Annotated in this window: 21 protein-coding genes; 12 read left to right on the forward strand and 9 right to left on the reverse strand. The window is 58.6% G+C overall.

Annotation, left to right across the window (positions count from 1 at the left end; genetic code table 11):
* Positions 1-14: 14 nt before the first annotated feature.
* The 4 genes from ABFT80_RS17320 to ABFT80_RS17335 all read left to right on the forward strand — a co-directional run bounded on the left by ABFT80_RS17320 (position 15) and on the right by ABFT80_RS17335 (position 4165).
* Positions 15-338: a YbaB/EbfC family nucleoid-associated protein gene (locus tag ABFT80_RS17320; protein ID WP_347973180.1), complete on the forward strand. Its 324-nt coding sequence runs from the start codon at positions 15-17 to the stop codon at positions 336-338.
* Positions 339-423: 85 nt separating this feature from the next.
* On the forward strand, positions 424-1029 hold the full coding sequence (gene recR / locus ABFT80_RS17325; RefSeq protein ID WP_347973181.1) for a recombination mediator RecR: 606 nt from the start codon (positions 424-426) through the stop codon (positions 1027-1029).
* 152 nt (positions 1030-1181) lie between these two features.
* Positions 1182-2456, forward strand: coding sequence for a lytic murein transglycosylase (locus tag ABFT80_RS17330; RefSeq protein ID WP_347973182.1), 1275 nt, complete (start codon positions 1182-1184; stop codon positions 2454-2456).
* A 74-nt stretch (positions 2457-2530) separates the two neighbouring features.
* Positions 2531-4165: a phosphoethanolamine transferase gene (locus ABFT80_RS17335; protein ID WP_347973183.1), complete on the forward strand. Its 1635-nt coding sequence runs from the start codon at positions 2531-2533 to the stop codon at positions 4163-4165.
* Here ABFT80_RS17335 and ABFT80_RS17340 read toward each other — a convergent pair.
* From ABFT80_RS17340 to ABFT80_RS17350, 3 genes are all read right to left on the reverse strand, one after another.
* Positions 4162-5163, reverse strand: a complete 1002-nt coding sequence (locus tag ABFT80_RS17340) for an LLM class flavin-dependent oxidoreductase (RefSeq protein ID WP_347973184.1) — start codon at positions 5161-5163, stop codon at positions 4162-4164. The genes ABFT80_RS17335 and ABFT80_RS17340 overlap by 4 nt on opposite strands.
* A 70-nt stretch (positions 5164-5233) precedes the next feature.
* Positions 5234-6373 (reverse strand): AI-2E family transporter, encoded by a 1140-nt coding sequence (locus tag ABFT80_RS17345; protein ID WP_347973185.1) that lies wholly within the window; start codon positions 6371-6373, stop codon positions 5234-5236.
* A 107-nt stretch (positions 6374-6480) separates the two neighbouring features.
* Complete coding sequence (locus ABFT80_RS17350) at positions 6481-7521, reverse strand: LLM class flavin-dependent oxidoreductase (protein ID WP_347973186.1); 1041 nt, start codon at positions 7519-7521, stop codon at positions 6481-6483.
* A gap of 221 nt (positions 7522-7742) precedes the next feature.
* On the opposite strand from ABFT80_RS17350, the gene ABFT80_RS17355 reads away from it, so the two are divergent.
* Positions 7743-8168 carry a DUF6481 family protein gene (locus ABFT80_RS17355; protein ID WP_347973187.1) on the forward strand — a complete coding sequence of 142 codons (426 nt, stop codon included), beginning with the start codon at positions 7743-7745 and terminating at the stop codon, positions 8166-8168.
* A 181-nt stretch (positions 8169-8349) separates the two neighbouring features.
* Positions 8350-9306, forward strand: coding sequence for a cation diffusion facilitator family transporter (locus tag ABFT80_RS17360; protein ID WP_347973188.1), 957 nt, complete (start codon positions 8350-8352; stop codon positions 9304-9306).
* A gap of 238 nt (positions 9307-9544) precedes the next feature.
* Here the strand turns inward: ABFT80_RS17360 and ABFT80_RS17365 are convergent, their stop codons facing one another.
* Positions 9545-10774 carry a DNA recombination protein RmuC gene (locus ABFT80_RS17365; RefSeq protein WP_347973189.1) on the reverse strand — a complete coding sequence of 410 codons (1230 nt, stop codon included), beginning with the start codon at positions 10772-10774 and terminating at the stop codon, positions 9545-9547.
* A gap of 102 nt (positions 10775-10876) precedes the next feature.
* Between ABFT80_RS17365 and def the strand changes: the two genes are divergently transcribed.
* From def to truA, 3 genes are read left to right on the forward strand one after another with little or no spacing between them, the layout of a single operon-like run.
* Positions 10877-11407, forward strand: coding sequence for a peptide deformylase (def, locus tag ABFT80_RS17370; protein ID WP_347973190.1), 531 nt, complete (start codon positions 10877-10879; stop codon positions 11405-11407).
* Between the two features lie 5 nt (positions 11408-11412).
* Positions 11413-12342, forward strand: a complete 930-nt coding sequence (gene fmt / locus ABFT80_RS17375; protein ID WP_347973191.1) for a methionyl-tRNA formyltransferase — start codon at positions 11413-11415, stop codon at positions 12340-12342.
* Between the two features lie 13 nt (positions 12343-12355).
* Positions 12356-13108, forward strand: a complete 753-nt coding sequence (truA, locus tag ABFT80_RS17380) for a tRNA pseudouridine(38-40) synthase TruA (protein ID WP_347973192.1) — start codon at positions 12356-12358, stop codon at positions 13106-13108.
* Here truA and ABFT80_RS17385 read toward each other — a convergent pair.
* Both ABFT80_RS17385 and dapE read right to left on the reverse strand, forming a co-directional pair.
* A complete protein-coding gene (locus ABFT80_RS17385; protein ID WP_347973193.1) occupies positions 13093-13686 on the reverse strand; it encodes a transporter in 594 nt (197 codons plus the stop codon). The two genes, truA and ABFT80_RS17385, sit on opposite strands and share 16 nt — an antisense overlap.
* A 19-nt stretch (positions 13687-13705) precedes the next feature.
* On the reverse strand, positions 13706-14890 hold the full coding sequence (gene dapE, locus ABFT80_RS17390; protein WP_347973194.1) for a succinyl-diaminopimelate desuccinylase: 1185 nt from the start codon (positions 14888-14890) through the stop codon (positions 13706-13708).
* A gap of 148 nt (positions 14891-15038) precedes the next feature.
* On the opposite strand from dapE, the gene ABFT80_RS17395 reads away from it, so the two are divergent.
* Positions 15039-15464, forward strand: coding sequence for a GFA family protein (locus tag ABFT80_RS17395; RefSeq protein ID WP_347973195.1), 426 nt, complete (start codon positions 15039-15041; stop codon positions 15462-15464).
* Here ABFT80_RS17395 and ABFT80_RS17400 read toward each other — a convergent pair.
* Positions 15461-15916 carry a DUF805 domain-containing protein gene (locus ABFT80_RS17400; RefSeq protein WP_455189957.1) on the reverse strand — a complete coding sequence of 152 codons (456 nt, stop codon included), beginning with the start codon at positions 15914-15916 and terminating at the stop codon, positions 15461-15463. The genes ABFT80_RS17395 and ABFT80_RS17400 overlap by 4 nt on opposite strands.
* Before the next feature lie 39 nt (positions 15917-15955).
* Positions 15956-16810, reverse strand: coding sequence for a 2,3,4,5-tetrahydropyridine-2,6-dicarboxylate N-succinyltransferase (gene dapD, locus ABFT80_RS17405; protein ID WP_347973196.1), 855 nt, complete (start codon positions 16808-16810; stop codon positions 15956-15958).
* Between the two features lie 144 nt (positions 16811-16954).
* Here dapD and ABFT80_RS17410 point away from each other — a divergent pair, with 144 nt between their 5' ends.
* Positions 16955-17794 (forward strand): LOG family protein, encoded by an 840-nt coding sequence (locus ABFT80_RS17410; RefSeq protein ID WP_347973197.1) that lies wholly within the window; start codon positions 16955-16957, stop codon positions 17792-17794.
* Between the two features lie 71 nt (positions 17795-17865).
* Positions 17866-18135, forward strand: a complete 270-nt coding sequence (locus ABFT80_RS17415) for a hypothetical protein (protein ID WP_347973198.1) — start codon at positions 17866-17868, stop codon at positions 18133-18135.
* On the opposite strand, the gene ABFT80_RS17420 is transcribed toward ABFT80_RS17415, so the two are convergent.
* Positions 18132-18827: a pyrimidine 5'-nucleotidase gene (locus tag ABFT80_RS17420; protein WP_347973199.1), complete on the reverse strand. Its 696-nt coding sequence runs from the start codon at positions 18825-18827 to the stop codon at positions 18132-18134. The genes ABFT80_RS17415 and ABFT80_RS17420 overlap by 4 nt on opposite strands.
* Between the last annotated feature and the right edge of the window lie 24 nt (positions 18828-18851).

The following is an 18851-nucleotide window of genomic DNA, read 5'->3' on the forward strand; positions in this document are numbered from 1 at the left end:
AAAAGGAAAGCACCATGAAAGACCTTCTGGGCCTGATGGGCAAAGCCAAGGAAATGCAGGCCAAATTTCAGGCCATGCAGGAAGAAATCTCAACCATGGAAGCCTCCGGTCAGTCTGGCGGCGGCCTGGTCACCGTCACGATTTCAGGCAAGTTCGAAATGACGTCGCTGAAAATCGACCCGTCGCTCTTCAAGGAAGACGATGTCGAAATCCTCGAAGACCTTATCCTCGCTGCGCATAACGACGCCAAGGTTAAGGTCGAAGCCGAAATGCAGGAAAAGACCAAGGCGCTGACCGCCGGTCTGCCCATCCCGCCCGGCATGAAGCTGCCTTTCTAAAAAGCGAATAGCGAGTAGGAATTAGCGAATAGCGGACTTTCTTCGATCCCTATTCGCTATTCCCTATTCGCTCTATAAAACCTCCATGTCCAAGCGAATCGCCGGTCCTGAAATCGAACGCCTGATCCAGCTCCTGTCGAAGGTGCCGGGGCTTGGTCCGCGTTCTGCCCGCAGGGCGGCTCTTCATCTCATCAAGAAAAAAGAACAGCTTCTCGCGCCGCTTGCATCCGCCATGAGCGATGCGGTCGAGAAAGTGCGCATCTGCTCCGTTTGCGGCAATGTCGATACGGTCGATCCTTGCATGGTCTGTTCCGATCCGCGCCGTGACGCGACGACCATAATCGTCGTGGAAGACGTGTCCGATCTTTGGGCGCTGGAGCGGGCGGCAGCGATGAATGCGCGCTACCACGTTCTCGGCGGCACGCTCTCGCCGCTGGACGGCATCGGCCCTGATCAGCTTAATATTGCCGGATTGATCGACCGCATCGCGACGGGCGAGGTGAGCGAAATCATCCTGGCGGTCAACGCGACCGTCGAAGGCCAGACGACCGCGCATTATCTCATGGATCAATTGTCCAGCTTCGAGGTGAAGATCACGAGGCTGGCGCATGGCGTGCCGGTCGGCGGCGAGCTGGACTATCTGGATGAGGGTACGCTGACGGCGGCGCTGAAATCGAGGACGGTGTTTTGATGTTTTGTTGCAAGTCCATAATTTCTAAAGCCTTGCAAACGTTGCGCCCGTCGTTCTCACCCCCCTCTGTCCTGCCGGACATCTCCCCCTCAAGGGGGGAGATTAGCCAATCACCGACACCTCAACTGCTGATCTCCCCCCTTGAGGGGGAGATGTCCGGCAGGACAGAGGGGGGTGACTGGACCTCGAAAATTCGTTCTACTGTCATCCGAACAGTATTTTTTCTTGCCGCCGCCTTCACCCTCTCCCCCGCACACGCTCAATCCACCGACGTCCAATTCCAGACATGGCTAAAGAACGACCTATGGCCGGAAGCGCGGTCAAAGGGCATTTCTCAAGCCACGTTCAACGCCGCCTTTGCGGGCGTGAAGCCTAACCTCAAACTCCCCGATCTCGTTCTGCCCGGCCAGAGCGCGGAAACGCCGAAAAAACAGCATCAGGCCGAGTTCGGTTCGCCCGGCAATTATTTCGCGGAAAAGACGGTCAGCGGCGTCACTGCCGGTGGGCGCACGCGTGTCAACCAGCATGCCAGAACGCTGGCGGCCATCGAAAAGCGCTATGGTGTTCCCGCTGGCGTGATCGTTGCAATCTGGGGTCGCGAATCGGGCTTCGGCGCAGCCAAAATGCCGTATGACGCATTCGAAGTGCTTGGCACGAAGGCTTTCCTCGCCACCCGCAAGGACATGTTCCGAAAGGAAGTGCTTGCCGGTCTCGAAATGGTCGAGCGCGGCATGGTAAGCCGCGAGGCGATGCGTTCGTCATGGGCTGGTGCGCTTGGCCAGCCGCAATTCCTGCCGACCTCATTTCTCGCCCATGCCGTCGATTTCGACGGCGACGGCCGCGCCGACATCTGGAATTCGGTGCCGGACACGCTGGCATCCATCGCGAATTACCTGACCCATTATGGCTGGGTGAAGGGCAGGGATTGGGGCTTCGAAGTCAACGTCCCCGCATCCGTTTCCTGCGCGCTGGAAGGTCCGGATCAGGGCCGCAAGATCTCCGATTGGGCGCGCATGGGCATCGAGAGGGTCGGCGGCAGAGCGTTTCCGGCGAATGAAGCGCGCGCCGAAGGCTTTCTGCTGATGCCTGCCGGACGCAGCGGTCCCGCTTTCATCGTGACGCCGAACTTCTACGTTCTGAAAGAATACAATATGAGCGATCTCTATGCTCTTTTCATCGGCCACGGAGCCGATCGCATCGCGCATGGCGACCGCCGCTTTTCCGGCGAATGGGGCAAGGTCGGCGGGCTTTACCGCTCGGATATAGCCGCCATGCAGCGCGGTCTGCAAAAGGCAGGCTACGATGTCGGCGGCGCAGATGGCTTGCCGGGCTTCAAGACGAGGCGTTCTATCGGCGACTGGCAGGCGAAAAACGGGCGCGCGGCAACCTGCTTTCCCGATGCCGGGATTGTCGGCGCACTGAAATAGCCCTCAAGCCATAGCCTTGAGACAGACACAATTTGGGTGATCTGACTTCGCCGGAAATTTAGCGGATGAAGATCATGATCTCACGAGGTCCTGCCATCGGCAGCACGACGCTGGCAATGCTGGTAGCCGCATGGCTGCTTTTTCTCACCAATCACACATTCTGGACGAAGATTTCGTCCGTTCTCTCAGATCAGCCCATCTGTCTGGCGCTGCTCGGATTGATGCTTTTCCTGCTTTATTTCGCGGTTTTGCTGGTCTTCTCGGCACCCTATATCATCAAGCCGATCTATATTTTCGCCATATGGGTCGCGGCGGCTGCGTCCTATTTTACCGATAAATTCGGCATCATGGTCGACCGCGACATGATCCAGAATGTCGCGCAGACGAACGGTGCGGAATCGAGTCATCTGCTAACCACCAATCTCGCAATGCACCTGCTGATTTTGGGTGTGCTGCCGACACTTGCCGTGCTGTGGGTCCGCATCGTTCATCTGCCGATCTGGCAGAAGGTCCGGCGAAACACGGTCGTCATTGTGGGTTGCCTGGCAGTCTGCGCGGGCGTCATCGCCGTCAATTCGCGGACCTTCATTCCGCTTTGGCAGCATCAGCGCGAAACCACCATGTCCTATCTGAACCCGGCAATGGCCTTCATCGGCACCATCGACTATGCCCAGCGTCAGATGCGCGACATCAATATCGTTGCCGGTCCTTATGGACGCGATGCGAAGCAGGGTCCAAGGATAGCGGCCTCACCGAAAAAGATGCTGACGGTCATCGTGGTCGGTGAAACTGCAAGGGCGCAGAATTTCAGCCTCAATGGCTATGCGCGCGACACCAATCCCGAACTGAAAGCACGCGACGTATTTGCGTTCCAGAACGTCACGAGTTGCGGCACGGCGACCGCCGTTTCGCTGCCCTGCATGTTCTCGCATATCGGGCACGATAATTATTCGCGCCGCGCGGCACTTTCATCGGAAAATCTGGTCGATGTGCTTCAGCACGCGGGCCTGAAGGTCGAATGGTGGGAAAACAATACCGGCCCGAAAAGCGTAGCGGACCGTATCCCCACAGTGACCATGTCGGAGACGGGCGACAATGCGCTCTGCACAAACGGTGAGTGCCTCGACGAGATATTGGTTAAACGCCTGCGCGAGCATATCGCGGATTTCAAGGACAACAGCGTGCTCGTCGTTCACACGATGGGCAGCCACGGCCCGGCCTATTTCCAGCGCTACGAGCCGGGTTTCGAGAAATTCAAACCGGCCTGCCAGACGCCTGAACTCTCGGAATGCTCATCGGCCGAACTGGTCAACGCCTACGACAATTCGATCCTCTACACGGACCACATTCTGGCTTCCATCATCGACGTGCTGAAAGAGCATTCGGGCGAGTTCGCCTCGTCGATAATTTATATGTCGGATCACGGCGAGTCGCTCGGCGAGGACGGCGTGTATCTCCACGGCGCGCCCTATGCGATCGCACCGGATACGCAGACGCACATCCCCTTCATCGCCTGGATGTCGGACGATTTCGCAACGACAAACGGACTCGACACCGCTTGCATCAGGGGCAAGGCGGGCGACCGCTTCTCGCACGACAATCTGTTCGACACCGTGCTCGGCATGATGGACATCCAGACCAGCGTCTACAATCGCACGCTAGATGCATTCGCATCATGCCGAAAACCTGATCAAACCGCGTCCCGCTAGGCGGCCTGCGACAACTCTCTGTGCGCATCTGCCAAAATCTCGAAAGACCGCAGCCGCGCCTTATGGTCGAACATCTGGGCGGTGACGATCAATTCGTCGGCGCCGGTGCTGGCCGCGAAATCCTGAATGCCCTTGCGCACGGTTTCGGGTGAACCCACAACTGAGCATGCCAGCGAATGATCGATCATTGCCCTGATTTGCGGATCGAGCGTCGCTTCGAAATTTTCGATCGGCGGCGGCAACAGCCCGCGGCGTCCAGTGCGGATGTTCACGAATGCCTGTTGCAGGGATGAGAAAAGCAGCTTCGCCTCCGCATCCGTGTCGGCTGCAAACACATTCACGCCGACCATCGCATGAGGCTTTGCGAGCCGCTCTGACGGCTGGAAACGCGAACGATAAATATCCAACGCATGTTCGAGTTCGCTTGGCGCAAAATGCGATGCGAAAGCGTAAGGAAGGCCAAGCATGGCCGCGAGTTGCGCGCCGTAGAGGCTGGACCCCAGCACCCAGACGGCAACATCCTGCCCTTCGCCGGGAATGGCGCGCACGAGCTGTCCTTCTTCGGCAGGCGCGAAATAGTTGATCAGCTCGACCACATCCTGCGGGAACCCATCGACGCCTGCTTCAAGATTACGGCGCAATGCGCGTGCCGTCGCCATGTCGGTTCCGGGTGCCCTGCCGACACCAAGATCGATGCGTCCGGGATGAAGTGCGGCCAGTGTTCCGAACTGCTCGGCGATAATCAGCGGGGCATGGTTGGGCAGCATGATGCCGCCTGCACCCACGCGTATTGTCTTGGTGCCCGCCGCGACATGGTTGATGACGATGGAGGTGGCCGCGCTCGCAATGCCCGACATGTTGTGATGTTCGGCGAGCCAGTAGCGCTGGTAGCCGAGCTTTTCGACGTGACGCGCCAGATCGAGCGTGTTTGCCAGAGATTGCGAGGCGGTGCTGCCTTCGGTGATCGGCGAAAGATCGAGAACGGAAAGCGGGATCATGAGGGCCTCTGCGAATTCTGGAGAATTGTTCCCCGGATATAGGAACGAACCGCCAATCTGCAAAGAAAACCTAACCCGCTATCTCTTCTTCGTCCTCATCCGCTATCTGCTGGGCAGACAGGAAATTGCCGACATGCCGAAGACCCTCGAAATTGTCGCAGAAAACCTTCACCACGACGAGCAGCGGAACGGCGATAAGCGCACCGACGAAACCCCACAGCCACGACCAGAACGCGACCGCGACAAAGATAGCCACAGCGTTGATCTCAAGGCGGCGTCCCACCACCAGCGGTGTCAGGAACTGTCCTTCTATGATGTTGCACAAAAGAACGTAGGCTGGTGCGATCATCGCAAAGGAAAGGCTGCTGAACGAAACGATCGCGATCGCCGTGACCAGCAGGATTGTCATGAACGCGCCGATATAGGGCAGAAAGTTCAACAGTGCGGCCGCTACGCCGAATACGAATGGATTGGGCATGCCGATCGCCCAAAGACCCATTGCGATAGCAAAACCAAGCGCTGCATTGATCAGTGCGATCGTCAGCAGGTAGCGGGAAATTTCCAGTTCGACATCGTAGACGACCCGGAGCGCCCGTTTCTTTTCGCTGAGCCGTGTGAAGGACTGGATGATCTTTTCATAAAACATCGTGCCGGAAGCGAGCAGGAACAGCGACAGCACGAAAGTAACGGCAGTCGTCGTACCGGCGGACAATATGTTGCCTGCTGCCTGCGAAATGATGCCGGGTTGCGCCACCACCACCCGTTGAACGCCGGGTTCCTGCGCTGTCTCTGTCACGCGTTCAATCTGATGGGATACGCTTAGCAATTGCTCGAACGGGCCACGCAGATGTGCCAGCTTTTCCGTGAGCTGACGCCCGATCTGAGGTGCATCATTGATCAGCGCGATGACCGGCCCGCTCAGAAAATAACCGGTTACGCCTATCGCGATGACAGAGATGATAACCAGAACCGTTGCTGAAACGGCTTCGGGAATGCCGCGTTTTCGCAGGAAACGGACGATCGGCGTCAGCATCAAAGCCAGAAGGCAGGCGAGAATGACCGGCATGAAGAAATCGCGCCCGAAATAGAGCGCGTAGACCGCCATGAAGAGAAATATCCCCATCAGCAGCGATCTTGTCAGGCCCATATCCGACGAAATCTTCCGCCTCTCCGCGACGGACGGGTCGGAAGCGGCAGGTTCGATTTTCATGACGAGGACCCCCACAAATTTCGCGTGCCGGCCACAATAGCGCGACAATGCGAAATCCCTTCACCCGCCAAATGCGGGAAAGCGGCGTTGGTTCCTTTGCCGGCGTCTCAGACTGAAACTGTAGAAGCGCCGGCAGTCTCCTTGCGTACGAGGGGGGCGACCTTCGTGCCGTAAAGCTCGATCGCTTTCATGATTTTGTCATGCGGCATCAGGCCGATTGCCATTTGCAGAAGGAAGCGATCGTTCTTGAAAATCTTGTGATGGGCGACGATCTTTTCGGCGACCTGCTCGGGGTTCCCGACGAAAAGCGCGCCCTGCGGCCCGCGCGACTGATCGAAATGGGCACGGTTGGTCGGTCCCCAGCCGCGTTCGCGACCGATACGGTTCATGACCGCTGCCTGCGGTTCGTAAAAATCATCGGCAGCCTGCTCGGTCGTCTCCGCGATGAAGCCGTGAACATTGATGCTGGTCGCCAGCTTCTGCGGATCGTTTCCGGCGCGTCTTGCCGCCTCGCGATAAAGCTCGAACAGCGGTGCGAAGCGCGCAGGCTCACCGCCGATGATGGCAAGCGCCAACGGCAACCCCACGGCCCCGGCGCGCGCGACAGATTGCGGTGTGCCGCCGACGGCGATCCAGATCGGCAACTCCCGGTCGGGGCGGGGATAGACGCCGCGATCATTGATCGCGGCGCGCAGGCTTCCGTTCCATGTAACCCGCTCTTTTTCTCGAATTGCGAGCAGAAGATCGAGTTTTTCGGCAAACAAAGTGTCGTAATCGTCGAGATTGTAGCCAAAAAGCGGGAAAGACTCGATGAAAGAGCCGCGTCCCGCCATGATTTCAGCACGCCCGCCTGATAACAGATCGAGAGTTGCGAATTGCTGGAAGACGCGAACCGGGTCTTCGGACGAAAGAACCGTCACGGCACTTGTCAGCTTGATATGCTTGGTTCTTTCCGCCGCAGCCGCCAGAATGACCGGCGGTGCGGAGATTGCATAATCCGGGCGGTGATGTTCACCGAGGCCGAAAACGTCCAGGCCGACCTGATCGGCAAGTTCGATTTCCTCGATCAGATTGCGCAATCGTTCATGTGGGCCGATGCCCGTAGAATCGGGGCTGACGTCTCCGAATGTGTATAGGCCGAGTTCCATGGCAAGTTTCCCAACGTGTCGTTTACGCTCAGTTAGAGGTCGTAAACCCGGCGCGCCAGTAGCAACACGGTGAACAGTGCATACCGGATTGCGCAATAAGCGTTCCCTGTGCGCAACAATAGACAGGTTTCATAGAGAAATCGCCGATTTCGTGCTTGAACTCTGCGCCGCTGGGCGTATGTAAGCGGCGCGAAGTGACTAAACGGAAGCGAAGGCTACAATTGTCGATATTTAGAGAAAAAGACTTCAACGAACGGCGAAATGCCGCAAATGAAGCCAAGAAGGCACTACTCGAAAGATTCAAGGCGAAGCCGGCAGCAGATGATCCGGCAGTTCTGGCCAAGCAGGCCGAACGCAAGGCCATTCTGGAAGCGCGCAAGATCCGCGAAGCAGAAAAGCTGAAGCAGAAGCAGGAACGCGAAGCACGTGAAGCCGCAGAGCGCGAAAAGCGCGAAGCGGAAGCCGAAGCACTTCGTCTGGCCGAAGAAGAAGCTGCGAACGCAGAAGCTGCCGCTCGCGCAGCGGACGAATCGCAGCGCATTGCGCGTCTTCTGGCTGACGAAGAAGAGCGTAAGGCCAAGCGCGACGCGCGCTATGCCGCACGCAAGGCTCGCAACGGACGCATGCCGCCGCCCCCGCGGCCCTGATTCCTTCCGTATGTTTTTTCATCGAGCGCAGGCTTGTCCAGCGCTCGATGCTTTGCGTCTGGAGTTCAGGCCGATAGTTTCAGACCGAGAATGCCTGAAACGATAAGGCTGATACAGGCAAGCTGCTCCCTGTACGCGTGCTGCCGATGCGCTACATTGCATTTGGCAGGGAGACAATCGCATGGCGACGCAGTCGGGCTCGAAGAAGGTCATCTACGCAGCGCTTGCCGGCAATCTCATGATTGCTATCACCAAATTTATCGCCGCCTTCTTCACCGGAAGCTCCGCAATGCTAAGCGAGGGCGTGCACTCTCTGGTCGATACCGGCAATGGCGGGCTGCTGCTCTACGGCATGCGCCGCGCCGCGCGCCCGGCTGACCATTCCCATCCGCTCGGCCACGGACGCGAACTTTATTTCTGGAGCTTCATCGTCGCACTTCTGGTGTTCGCGCTGGGCGCGGGCGTCTCCTTCTATGAAGGCATCATCCATATTCTAAATCCTGAACGCGTCGAGAATCCCACCGTCAACTATGTGGTGCTCGGCCTGGCATTTCTTTTCGAGGGCGCATCGTGGAGCGTCGCGTTGAAGGAGTTCCGCCAGAGCAAGGGCAGGCTCGGCTACATCGAGGCGGTGAAGCGCAGCAAGGATCCCAGCGTCTTCACGGTGCTGTTCGAGGATAGCGCCGCATTGCTCGGTCTTGGTGTCGCCTTCATCGGCATTCTCTCTGCGCAACTTCTCGACATGCCGGAACTCGACGGTGTCGCTTCTCTCGGCATTGCGGCAATTCTGGCGACGACGGCGATATTTCTCGCCCGCGAATGCAAGGGGCTGCTGATCGGCGAGCCGGCGGCTCCCGAAACGCAGAAAGCCATTCTGGATATTGCGCAGAGCGATCCGGCGGTGCAGAGCGCCAATGGCGTCCTGACGGTTCACATGGGACCGAACGAGATCGTTACCGGATTGAGCATCGAGTTCGAAGACCATCTATCCGCGCCCGAAATCGAAGCATGTGTGGAACGGCTGGAAGCGCGCCTCAAAAAGGAATTGCCGGAAGTCTCGGCACTATTCGTAAAGCCGCAAACGACCGGCACATGGGAAAAACGCCGTATGAAACTTTCCGCCAAGGCGGCGCGATAAAGCTAGAGCTTTTCATTTTTTGATAGAAGCGCTGGCGGAACAACACCCCCTCTGCCCTGCCGGGCATCTCCCCCTCAAGGGGGGAGATTGGCTGATGCATCTCCCTGCCTTCATTTTGCAACGTCAGCAATTAGCGCCGCGCTTTCATGACAAGATAATCTCCCCCCTTGAGGGGGAGATGCCCGGTAGGGCAGAGGGGGGTGCCTCGCGTTTCCATCCAAACAGAAACCGCTCTGAATCAGTCATCCCCCTCGACGACCCGCAGACGAAGATGTCCCGTTTTTGAATTGGCCGCTGCCGGACGCTGCTCCGGTGTCTCGTCTTCCGCCCCGGTCGCGCCGAATTCCAGCGCTTCGATCTTCTGCCCGCGACGCGTGACCTTGCTCGACGAGACGAGAATGTCGTCAATGTCCTTCGATGCCTGTCCGAAATGCGTTTGAAGCTTGCGTACGCGTTCGTCCAGACGGCCGAGATCCTCCATGAGGCGAATGACTTCGCCCTGTATGAGATGCGCCTGTTCGCGCATGCGCGCGTCCTTCAGGATCGACTGGATGACCTGAATGGACAGCATCAGCAGCGATGGCGAAACGATCACGATGCGCGCGCGATGGGCGCGTTGGATGATGACTTCGAAATTCTCGTGAATTTCGGCGAAAACGGATTCGGAAGGCACGAACATGAATGCGGTGTCCTGCGTTTCGCCCGTCAGCAGGTATTTTTCTGAAATGTCCTTGATGTGGACGTCCATATCTCGGCGGAACGCCTGCGCGGCGGACTTCTGTGCCTCAGGCCCTTCGGCGGCACGGATAGCGTTCCACGCTTCCAGCGGAAACTTGGCGTCGATGGCCAGAGAAGGAGAGCCGTTCGGCATTCTGATAAGGCAATCCGGGCGGCTGTTGTTGGAAAGCGTCGCCTGAAATTCATACGAGCCGATAGGCAGCCCGTCGGCGACGATCGTTTCCATGCGCGACTGGCCGAATGCGCCGCGCGTCTGCTTGTTCGACAGTATCGATTGCAATTGAACGACTTGGCCCGTCAGTGACTGGATATTGTTTTGCGCATTGTCGATAACGGCAAGCCGCTCCTGCAGTTTCGCCAGGCTTTCATGCGTTGATTTCGTCTGCTCGGTCATTGTCTGGCCGAGCCTGCCGGTCATCGCGTCGAGGCGCTGGCCGAGCGATTGTGTGAGTTCAGCTTGGCGCGCGCCGAACACTTCTGCGACTGCACCGAGGCGGCCCTGCATTTCGGCCTGCGACTGAAGAATACTGGCCATGCGCGCTTCCGCATCGCGCGCATTGTCGGCGGCCTCCGCTGCCGCGGCCACACGCACTTTCGCCGAACGCCACACCACGACGACGAGCGCGATGAGAAGAACGCCAAGCAGCACGCCGGCGAAAATGAAGAGGTCGCCCAGCGTGACGGTGCTGGCGCCAAGGCGCGCGATCGGCTCGGATAAAATGTCATTCATCGCGCGAGCATATACGATTCGGCCCGTTCGCATAGATCAAAACGAGAACATCGGCAATGCAAAGCTGTTGACGGTTTTGATCCGAAGTTTTAGGTGAGCGGCATGGCCATTAAACCGCTCATCATATTGCCGGACCCCGTTCTGCGCCTCGTGTCCAAGCCCATCGAACGTGTCGATGCGCTGCTGCTAAAGCTTGCCGATGACATGCTCGAAACAATGTACGACGCGCCGGGCATCGGCCTTGCCGCCATCCAGATCGGCGAGCCGATTCGTTTGCTGGTCATCGACCTTGCGAAAGAGGACGAGGAACCGGCGCCTCAAGTGTTCATCAACCCGGAAGTCGTTGATACCTCGGATGAGCGTTCAACCTATGAGGAAGGCTGTCTTTCCATTCCGGATTATTATGCCGAGGTGGAACGTCCCGCAGCCGTGCATGTGAAATTTCTCGACCGCAACGGCAAGGAACAGGAAATCTTTGCCGACGGCCTGATGGCAACGTGCCTCCAGCATGAAATCGATCACCTCAACGGTGTTCTCTTCATCGATCACATATCGAAGCTGAAACGCGATATGGTGGTCAAGAAATTCAAGAAAATCGCCAAGGACCGACCACAAAGCCGTATGGTGGGATAATGGCAATGCGCGTCATCTTCATGGGTACGCCGGAATTTTCGGTGGCAACCCTGCGCGCCATATCGCAAGCCGGGCATGAAATCGTCGCGGTCTATACGCAGCCGCCGCGTCCGGCCGGGCGGCGCGGTCTCGAGCTCACCCCGTCGCCTGTGCAGCGCGAAGCTGAGAGGCTGGGCATCGAAGTGCGCTCACCGAAATCGCTGAAAGGTGCGGAAGAGCAGCAGGCATTCAGCGCATTGAACGCGGATGTCGCGGTGGTCGTCGCCTATGGCCTTCTGCTGCCGAAGCCGATTCTCGATGCACCGCGCCTCGGCTGCTTCAACGGCCACGCCTCGCTCCTGCCGCGCTGGCGCGGAGCTGCCCCCATCCAACGCGCCGTGATGGAAGGCGATGCCGAAAGCGGCATGATGATTATGAAGATGGAAGAGGGGCTGGACACTGGCCCGGTCGCGCTGACCGAGCGCGTGGTCATCGGGCCGGATACGACTGCGGGTGAACTGCACGACCGTTTGATGAATATCGGCGCGGCTTTGATGGTCACGGCGCTGGAAAGGCTGGAGACCGGCGATCTGCCGCTCATTCCGCAGTCGCCGGACGGCGTGACCTATGCGAAGAAGATAGAAAAATCCGAAGCGCGCATCGATTGGACGCTTCCGGCCTCCACCGTGCATGACCGAATCCGCGCTCTGTCGCCGTTTCCGGGCGCATGGTGCGAAATGCCGGTTGGCGAGAAGACTGAGCGTCTGAAGCTGCTGCGCACAGGGCTTGCAGAGGGAACGGGAACTCCCGGTGAGTTGCTCGACGACCGTCTGACGGTCGCCTGCGGGAAAGACGCGCTGCGCATCACCGAATTGCAAAAGGCGGGCAGCAAGGCGGCAACGGCAGAAGAATTCCAGCGCGGTGCGCGGCTGGGCAAGGGATCGCTGCTCAAATGAGCGGCCTGTCCTGATGCCGCGCTACCGTCTCGACATCGAATATGACGGCACCGCCTATGCGGGCTGGCAGCGTCAGGCCGACCAGCAGACCGTGCAGGGCGCGATAGAACGCGCAGTGCTGCGTTTTTCCGGCGAGGAAATCTCGCTGCGTGCGGCAGGCCGAACGGACGCAGGCGTTCACGCGACAGGTCAGGTCGCGCATGTCAATCTGACTGCCGAGTGGCGCGCCGATGTCGTGCGCGATGCGCTGAACGCGCATATGAAAATGGAGCGGGAAACCGTTTCCATCATTTCGGCAAGCCTGGTGAGCGAAGATTTCGACGCGCGCTTTTCGGCGACGGGCAGGCGTTATCTGTACCGCATCGTCAATCGCCGTGCGCCGCTGGCTCTGGAACTCAACAAGGCGTGGTGGGTGCCGAAAGCGCTGGATGCCGATGCCATGCATGAAGCCGCGAAAATGCTGCTCGGCAGGCACGATTTCACCACGTTCCGCTCGGCGCAATGTCAGGCGAACAGTCCGCTCAGGACGCTGGAACTGCTCGACGTTCAGCGTCACGGCGAGGTGATCGAAATTCGCGCTGCGGCTCGTTCGTTCCTGCACAATCAGGTCCGCTCGATGGTCGGCACCTTGAAGCGCGTCGGCGAAGGCGCTTGGACTGCCGACGATGTGAAAGCGGCATTGGAGGCAAAGGATCGCGCTGCCTGCGCGTCGATGGCGCCGCCGGATGGGCTTTATCTAACCGGCGTCGATTATCCCGCCGACTGAATTCCAAGCAGACTCTGCAAGGTAAACAGCACGAACAGCGACGCCACGAACATGGCGGCGAAAACCGTCGTGCCGACTGCCGGACCCTTGGCGATCACGGCGTTGGTCAGCCGCCATGAGAAGACCATGGAAAGGCCGAAAACGAAAAGAGATACAAGGATCAGAAAGTCGCCTGCCGAAGGCATGAGGAAGCGCAGCAGCGCGACCGGCAACATCATCCAGGCGAACAGCGCCGAGCCCCAATTGCTGGCCACGACATAGTGCACGAAACGGTCGCTGACACCCGCATAGGGCGCGGCAGCGGCGAGTGCGATGAGCGGCAGGATCCACGAGCCAAGATCGACGATCGCCAGTCTCAGGACGACCGAGAACGCGCTGGTGCCCGTCTCCGAGGCGCTGAACTCGGCTGCAACGCCGGTCCAGCCAAGAATGAGCGCAGGCAGCGCCAGCACGATTGCGAAAAAGGAATTCCAGAAGCCGTCCGGGCTTAGATCGAGAAGGCGCACGCCATCCGGCTTGCCCCGCATCAGCCGCCATGCACCGTTCAAATATTGGTAAATATCGTCGGCAGACAGCATCTTCGTTCAGACCCTAGTTTCAGGCAAACCAATCGACGATGAAGTGACGGTAAATCTCGGTCAGCGTTTCGAGATCTTCCAGCGGTACGCGCTCGTCCACCATATGCATGGTCTGGCCGACGAGCCCGAATTCGACGACCGGGCAATAATCCTTGATGAAGCGCGCATCCGAGGTGCCGCCCGAAGTCGAAAGCGTAGGTTCGCGCTGCGTTACCGAATTGATCGACCGGCTGAGCGTCTCGACGAGTTTGTCGTCGCGGGTCAGAAATACCGGGCTCGGCCTGTCGCGCCAGGTGAGTTCGAAATTCACCGGCTGCTTTCCCTCGCGGTACTTCCGGCGTCTGCTCGCCTTGTCGAGACGATTGTGAATTTCCGCCTGCACGGTTTCGGCAGTCCATGTGTCGTTGAAGCGGATGTTGAACGAGGCGGTCGCCTTGGCCGGAATGACGTTGACCGCAGGATTGCCGACATCGACCGACGTGACTTCGAGGTTGGAAGGCTGGAAATCGCCTGTGCCTTCATCGAAGGCCGGGTCGAGCAGCGCATCGACCATCAACAAAATGCCGGGCACGGGATTGTCCGCAAGGTGAGGGTAGGCGGCGTGGCCCTGCACGCCCTTTACGGTGACGGTGCCCGAAAGCGAACCACGCCTGCCGATCTTGATCATGTCGCCGAGCTGGTTCGGGTTGGTCGGCTCTCCGACAATTGCCGCGTCCCAGCTTTCGCCCTTTGCCGCCGCCCATTCCAGAAGCTTGACCGTTCCGTTGATCGCCGGGCCTTCTTCGTCACCGGTGATCAGCAGCGAGACGGAGCCGTTCAGCTTGCCGCCATCTTCGAGATGGCGCGCAAGTGCCGCGATGAAGCAGGCGATCCCGCCCTTCATGTCCACCGCGCCGCGCCCATACATCTCGCCATTGTGGATTTCAGCCGAGAAAGGCGGGAAACGCCATGATGCTTCGTCGCCGGGCGGCACGACATCGGTATGCCCCGCAAACATCAGATGCGGTCCGTTGCCGGAGCGTCTTGCATAGAGATTTTCAATGTCCGGCGTGCCATCTTCGCTGAAAACCGGCCGTTCCACCTTGAAACCGAGCGGTTCGAGCATGGCCTGAAGCGCCGACAAGGCGCCGCCTTCTGCGGGTGTCACGGAAGCGCAGCGTATAAGCGTTGCAAGGTTGGCGGAGGGGTCTGTCGGTGTGCTCATGAATGGCAGGGATAGTCGAAACGATCCCGCCTGTCACGCGACAGAAAATGCGCGGAAATATGCCAGCACAACAAAATTATCTTCAATGCCGGTCGGTTTCCCGTTCTGGCGTTCGTCCTATGTGTAAAACCATCCGAGGAGTGAGGATATGAAGAAAAAATATCACGGAAGTTGCCACTGCGGTCAGGTGAAATTCGAATGCGAAATCGATCTCTCGGAGGGAATTCGCAAATGTAACTGCACATTTTGCCGGAAGGCCGGATACCAGAAGGCATTTGCCTATAAGGATGATTTTCGCATCACGGCAGGAAAGGACAGCCTGAAAACCTATCGCGCCACACCTTCCAACTGGCCGGAAGGGCATATCGATCATTATTTCTGCGAGAATTGCGGCATGCAGCCTTTCAGCCGCGGCTATCTGGAGATGGACCCGTTCAACGGCAATTTTCACGCCGTTAATGTCGTCTGTCTGGATGATGCAACGGAAGAGGAACTGGCCGCAGCCCCTATCGTCTACGAAGACGGGCTTCACGACAGGCAGGACAGGGCGCCCTCATTCACCGCGCATCTTTAAGGCGCGTTTGTCTCGTAGCCATAGCGGTTCGGGCCGCGGTCGCCGGGGAAAAAGCAAAGCACCAGAAAGATGGCGATAGAGACGATTGGAATGAAGAGCGCGATCGCAGCGATGCCGGGCTTGCCGAAATCGTGCAGGCGCTTGACGCCAAGCGCCACATTCGACCAAAGCGACGCAATCAGCGCCACCATGAAGATGGAGGCCCACATTTCGCCGGATGTGCTGTCCTGCGGCACCAGCGTCGCTCGATACAGCGGAAACGCCTGGGCGATTGCGATCAGCAGGCCGCCGAGAAAATAGGCCATGCGACTGACGCGGCCCTGGAAGCGGAAAAAGAACCAGATGAATTGATTGCTGTTAGACAAGAGGTATCCGGTCCAGATTTCGATGACGGTCCGACCGGCAACCGTGAAGGCTGGCCGACCCCTGTGGGTTCGTGCCAGCCTTTCCATGTCAAAGCAAGTCCAAAGCCTGCGGCAATGGTGCATCCATCAATCGCGCAGCAGCTCGTTGATCGAAGTCTTCGAGCGTGTCTTTTCATCGACGCGCTTGACGATCACCGCGCAATAGAGGCTCGGACCGGCCTCACCATTCGGGAATGGCTTGCCCGGCAGCGTTCCGGCAACGACCACGGAGTAGGGCGGAACTTCGCCGTAGAAGATTTCGCCGGTCGCACGGTCGACGATCTTGGTCGACTTGCCGATGAACACGCCCATTCCGAGCACCGCGCCTTCGCGCACGATGCAGCCCTCGACCACTTCCGAACGTGCACCGATGAAGCAATTGTCCTCGATGATCGTTGGGCCGGCCTGCATGGGCTCAAGAACGCCGCCAATGCCGACGCCGCCCGAAAGATGCACATTCTTGCCGATCTGCGCGCAGGAGCCGACGGTGGCCCATGTATCGACCATCGTGCCGGTGTCCACATAGGCACCGAGGTTAACGAAAGACGGCATCAGAATGACGCTGGGCGCAATGTAGGCGGAACGGCGCACGATGCAGTTCGGCACGGCCCGGAAGCCTGCCTTTTCGAAATCCATCGCACCCCAGCCGTCGAACTTCGATGGCACCTTGTCCCACCAGACGGCATCGGCGGGGCCGCCGCGCATCACTTCCATCGGGTTCAGGCGGAAGGAAAGGAGAACGGCTTTCTTCAGCCACTGATTGACCTTCCACTGGCCGTCTGCCTGCTTTTCGGCAACGCGGGCCTCACCCTTGTCGAGAAGGTTCAGCGACGTTTCCACCGCATCCCTGATCTCGCCTCGCGTATCGGTGGAGACACCATCGCGCTCGTCAAAAGCCTTCTCGATGGTCTTTTCGAGTGCGGCGAGGTCAGTCTTGGCCATGAAATGCTCCGTTACACGCGCTGTTAAGGCGCAGGCTATTAAGGTATCAAAAATTCGCGCGGACCCTATGTCAGGCAAGGTCGAGGGTCAATCATGCCAGCGCCTTCAAAGCGCATCGATTAAGAAACCGGGAATGCCTAGATTATGAAACCAGAGGAAAACACGGGCTGGACGCCGCTGCCGCACTCCGACGAGGATCTCGAGCGCGCGAAAAGCGTGCCCGATACGCCCCAGACGCGCGCGCCTGAATACCGCTTGGCGTGGACGGACGAGGACTTCATGACGCGCCGCGAATTGCGGCCCGTGCGCCTGCAATTGGAGCTTTTGAAGCCCGAGCTCGTTCTGGCAGAGCGTGGCATACGCTCGACGGTGATCCTGTTCGGCGGCGCGCGCCTGCCTGAGCCGGGCGGCGAGGCCTGGGCTGCAAAGAACGAGACGCAGCGGAAGAATCTCGAAAAGAACAGCCGTTATTACGAAGAGGCACGGAAATTCGCGCGTCTTTGCTCACAGCATTCGGCAACGTCCTATTACCGTGAATATGTCGTCGTCACCGGCGGCGGGCCGGGCGTCATGGAAGCCGGAAACCGGGGTGCCGACGATGTCGGTGCGCCTTCCATCGGGCTGAACATCGTGCTGCCGCACGAGCAGGCACCCAACGCCTATGTGACGCCGGAACTGTGCTTCAATTTCCATTATTTCGCGATCCGCAAGATGCATTTCGTCATGCGTGCCAAGGCGGTAGCCGTTTTCCCCGGCGGCTTCGGCACGCTGGACGAGTTCTTCGAAACACTCACCCTCATCCAGACCGGCCGCATGGAGCGGGTGCCTGTCATCCTTTTCGGCAAGGAGTTCTGGGAGCGCGCGATGGATCTCGATTATCTGGCCGAGCAGGGAACGATTACTCCGGGCGATCAGGACATCATCGACTATGTCGATACGGCCGAGGAAGCCTGGGAGATTATTCGCCGCTTCTACAAACTTTAAGTCTTTCCCGCACGTCTCGGAACGTGCGGGCCTGTCGGGCGTTCTCCCTGTCCTGAAAATGGGAGAGCGTGATGTCTCGCATGTCCAACCCCGACAAAGATGCCGCGAAGAAGAATCAGGATGCCGATCCCGGCAAGAAGCCGGAAGAGCAACTGCCCGCCGAAACGCAGCACGCGCTCGAAGAACGCATAACACGGCTCGAAAAGCGTCTGGACGAAGGGCTCGACGATTACCCGCATGCGGTGCGCAATGATCATGGCCCGTCGCGCGACGAAACGCGCAATGACCTTCACAAGGCAGTGGAGCGCGTCAATTCACGCCGGAGTGCGAAGAAATCCTAGATTATCGCTTGCAGGAACGTGGAGAGATTGTCGGTGACGTAATCGACGTCATCGTCCTTCAACGGGTCGCGTTCCCATATCTCCGAGAATGTAGGCTCGAAGTTGCGCGGCACGATCAGCACGGTGGTCATGCCGAGTGCCTTTGGCACGGTCAGGTTGCGCGCGAGGTCTTCAAACATCACGGCGTTCGCACCCGCGATTTTATGCAGTGCTACGAATTTATCGTAGGTCTGCTGGGCGGGTTTGGGCGTCAGACCGGCGGCGACAATGTCGAAAATATCGTCGAAATTGTCGAGAATGCCGAGTTGTCTTGCCGTGCGCTCGGCATGGCCCCTGTCGCCATTGGTGAAAATGAATTTGCGGCCGGGCAACGCCTTGATGGCCTCTCCGAGAGACGGGTCCGGCGCAAGCGACGAATAATCGATGTCGTGAACCTTGTTCAAAAAATCATCCGGATCGATCCCATGTATTTCGATAAGGCCATTCATCGTCGTCCCGTAATCGCGATAAAACTCCTTCTGCAGCTTTCTCGCCTCATCCCTCGGCAGTTGCAGCAGTTCCGACACATAGGCCGTCATCTTCACGTCGATCTGCGAAAACAGGTTCGAGTGATGCGGATATAGCGTGTTGTCGAGGTCGAAAACCCAGTCTTTGACATGGGCGAAGCGGGCGGGGTCAGGGCTATCGGTCATGCTGCCCTTATGCCACGGTTTTTC

Origin of the sequence: Foliimonas ilicis, from assembly GCF_039939195.1 — a bacterium.
Classification (GTDB): Bacteria; Pseudomonadota; Alphaproteobacteria; order Rhizobiales; family Rhizobiaceae; genus Foliimonas; species Foliimonas ilicis.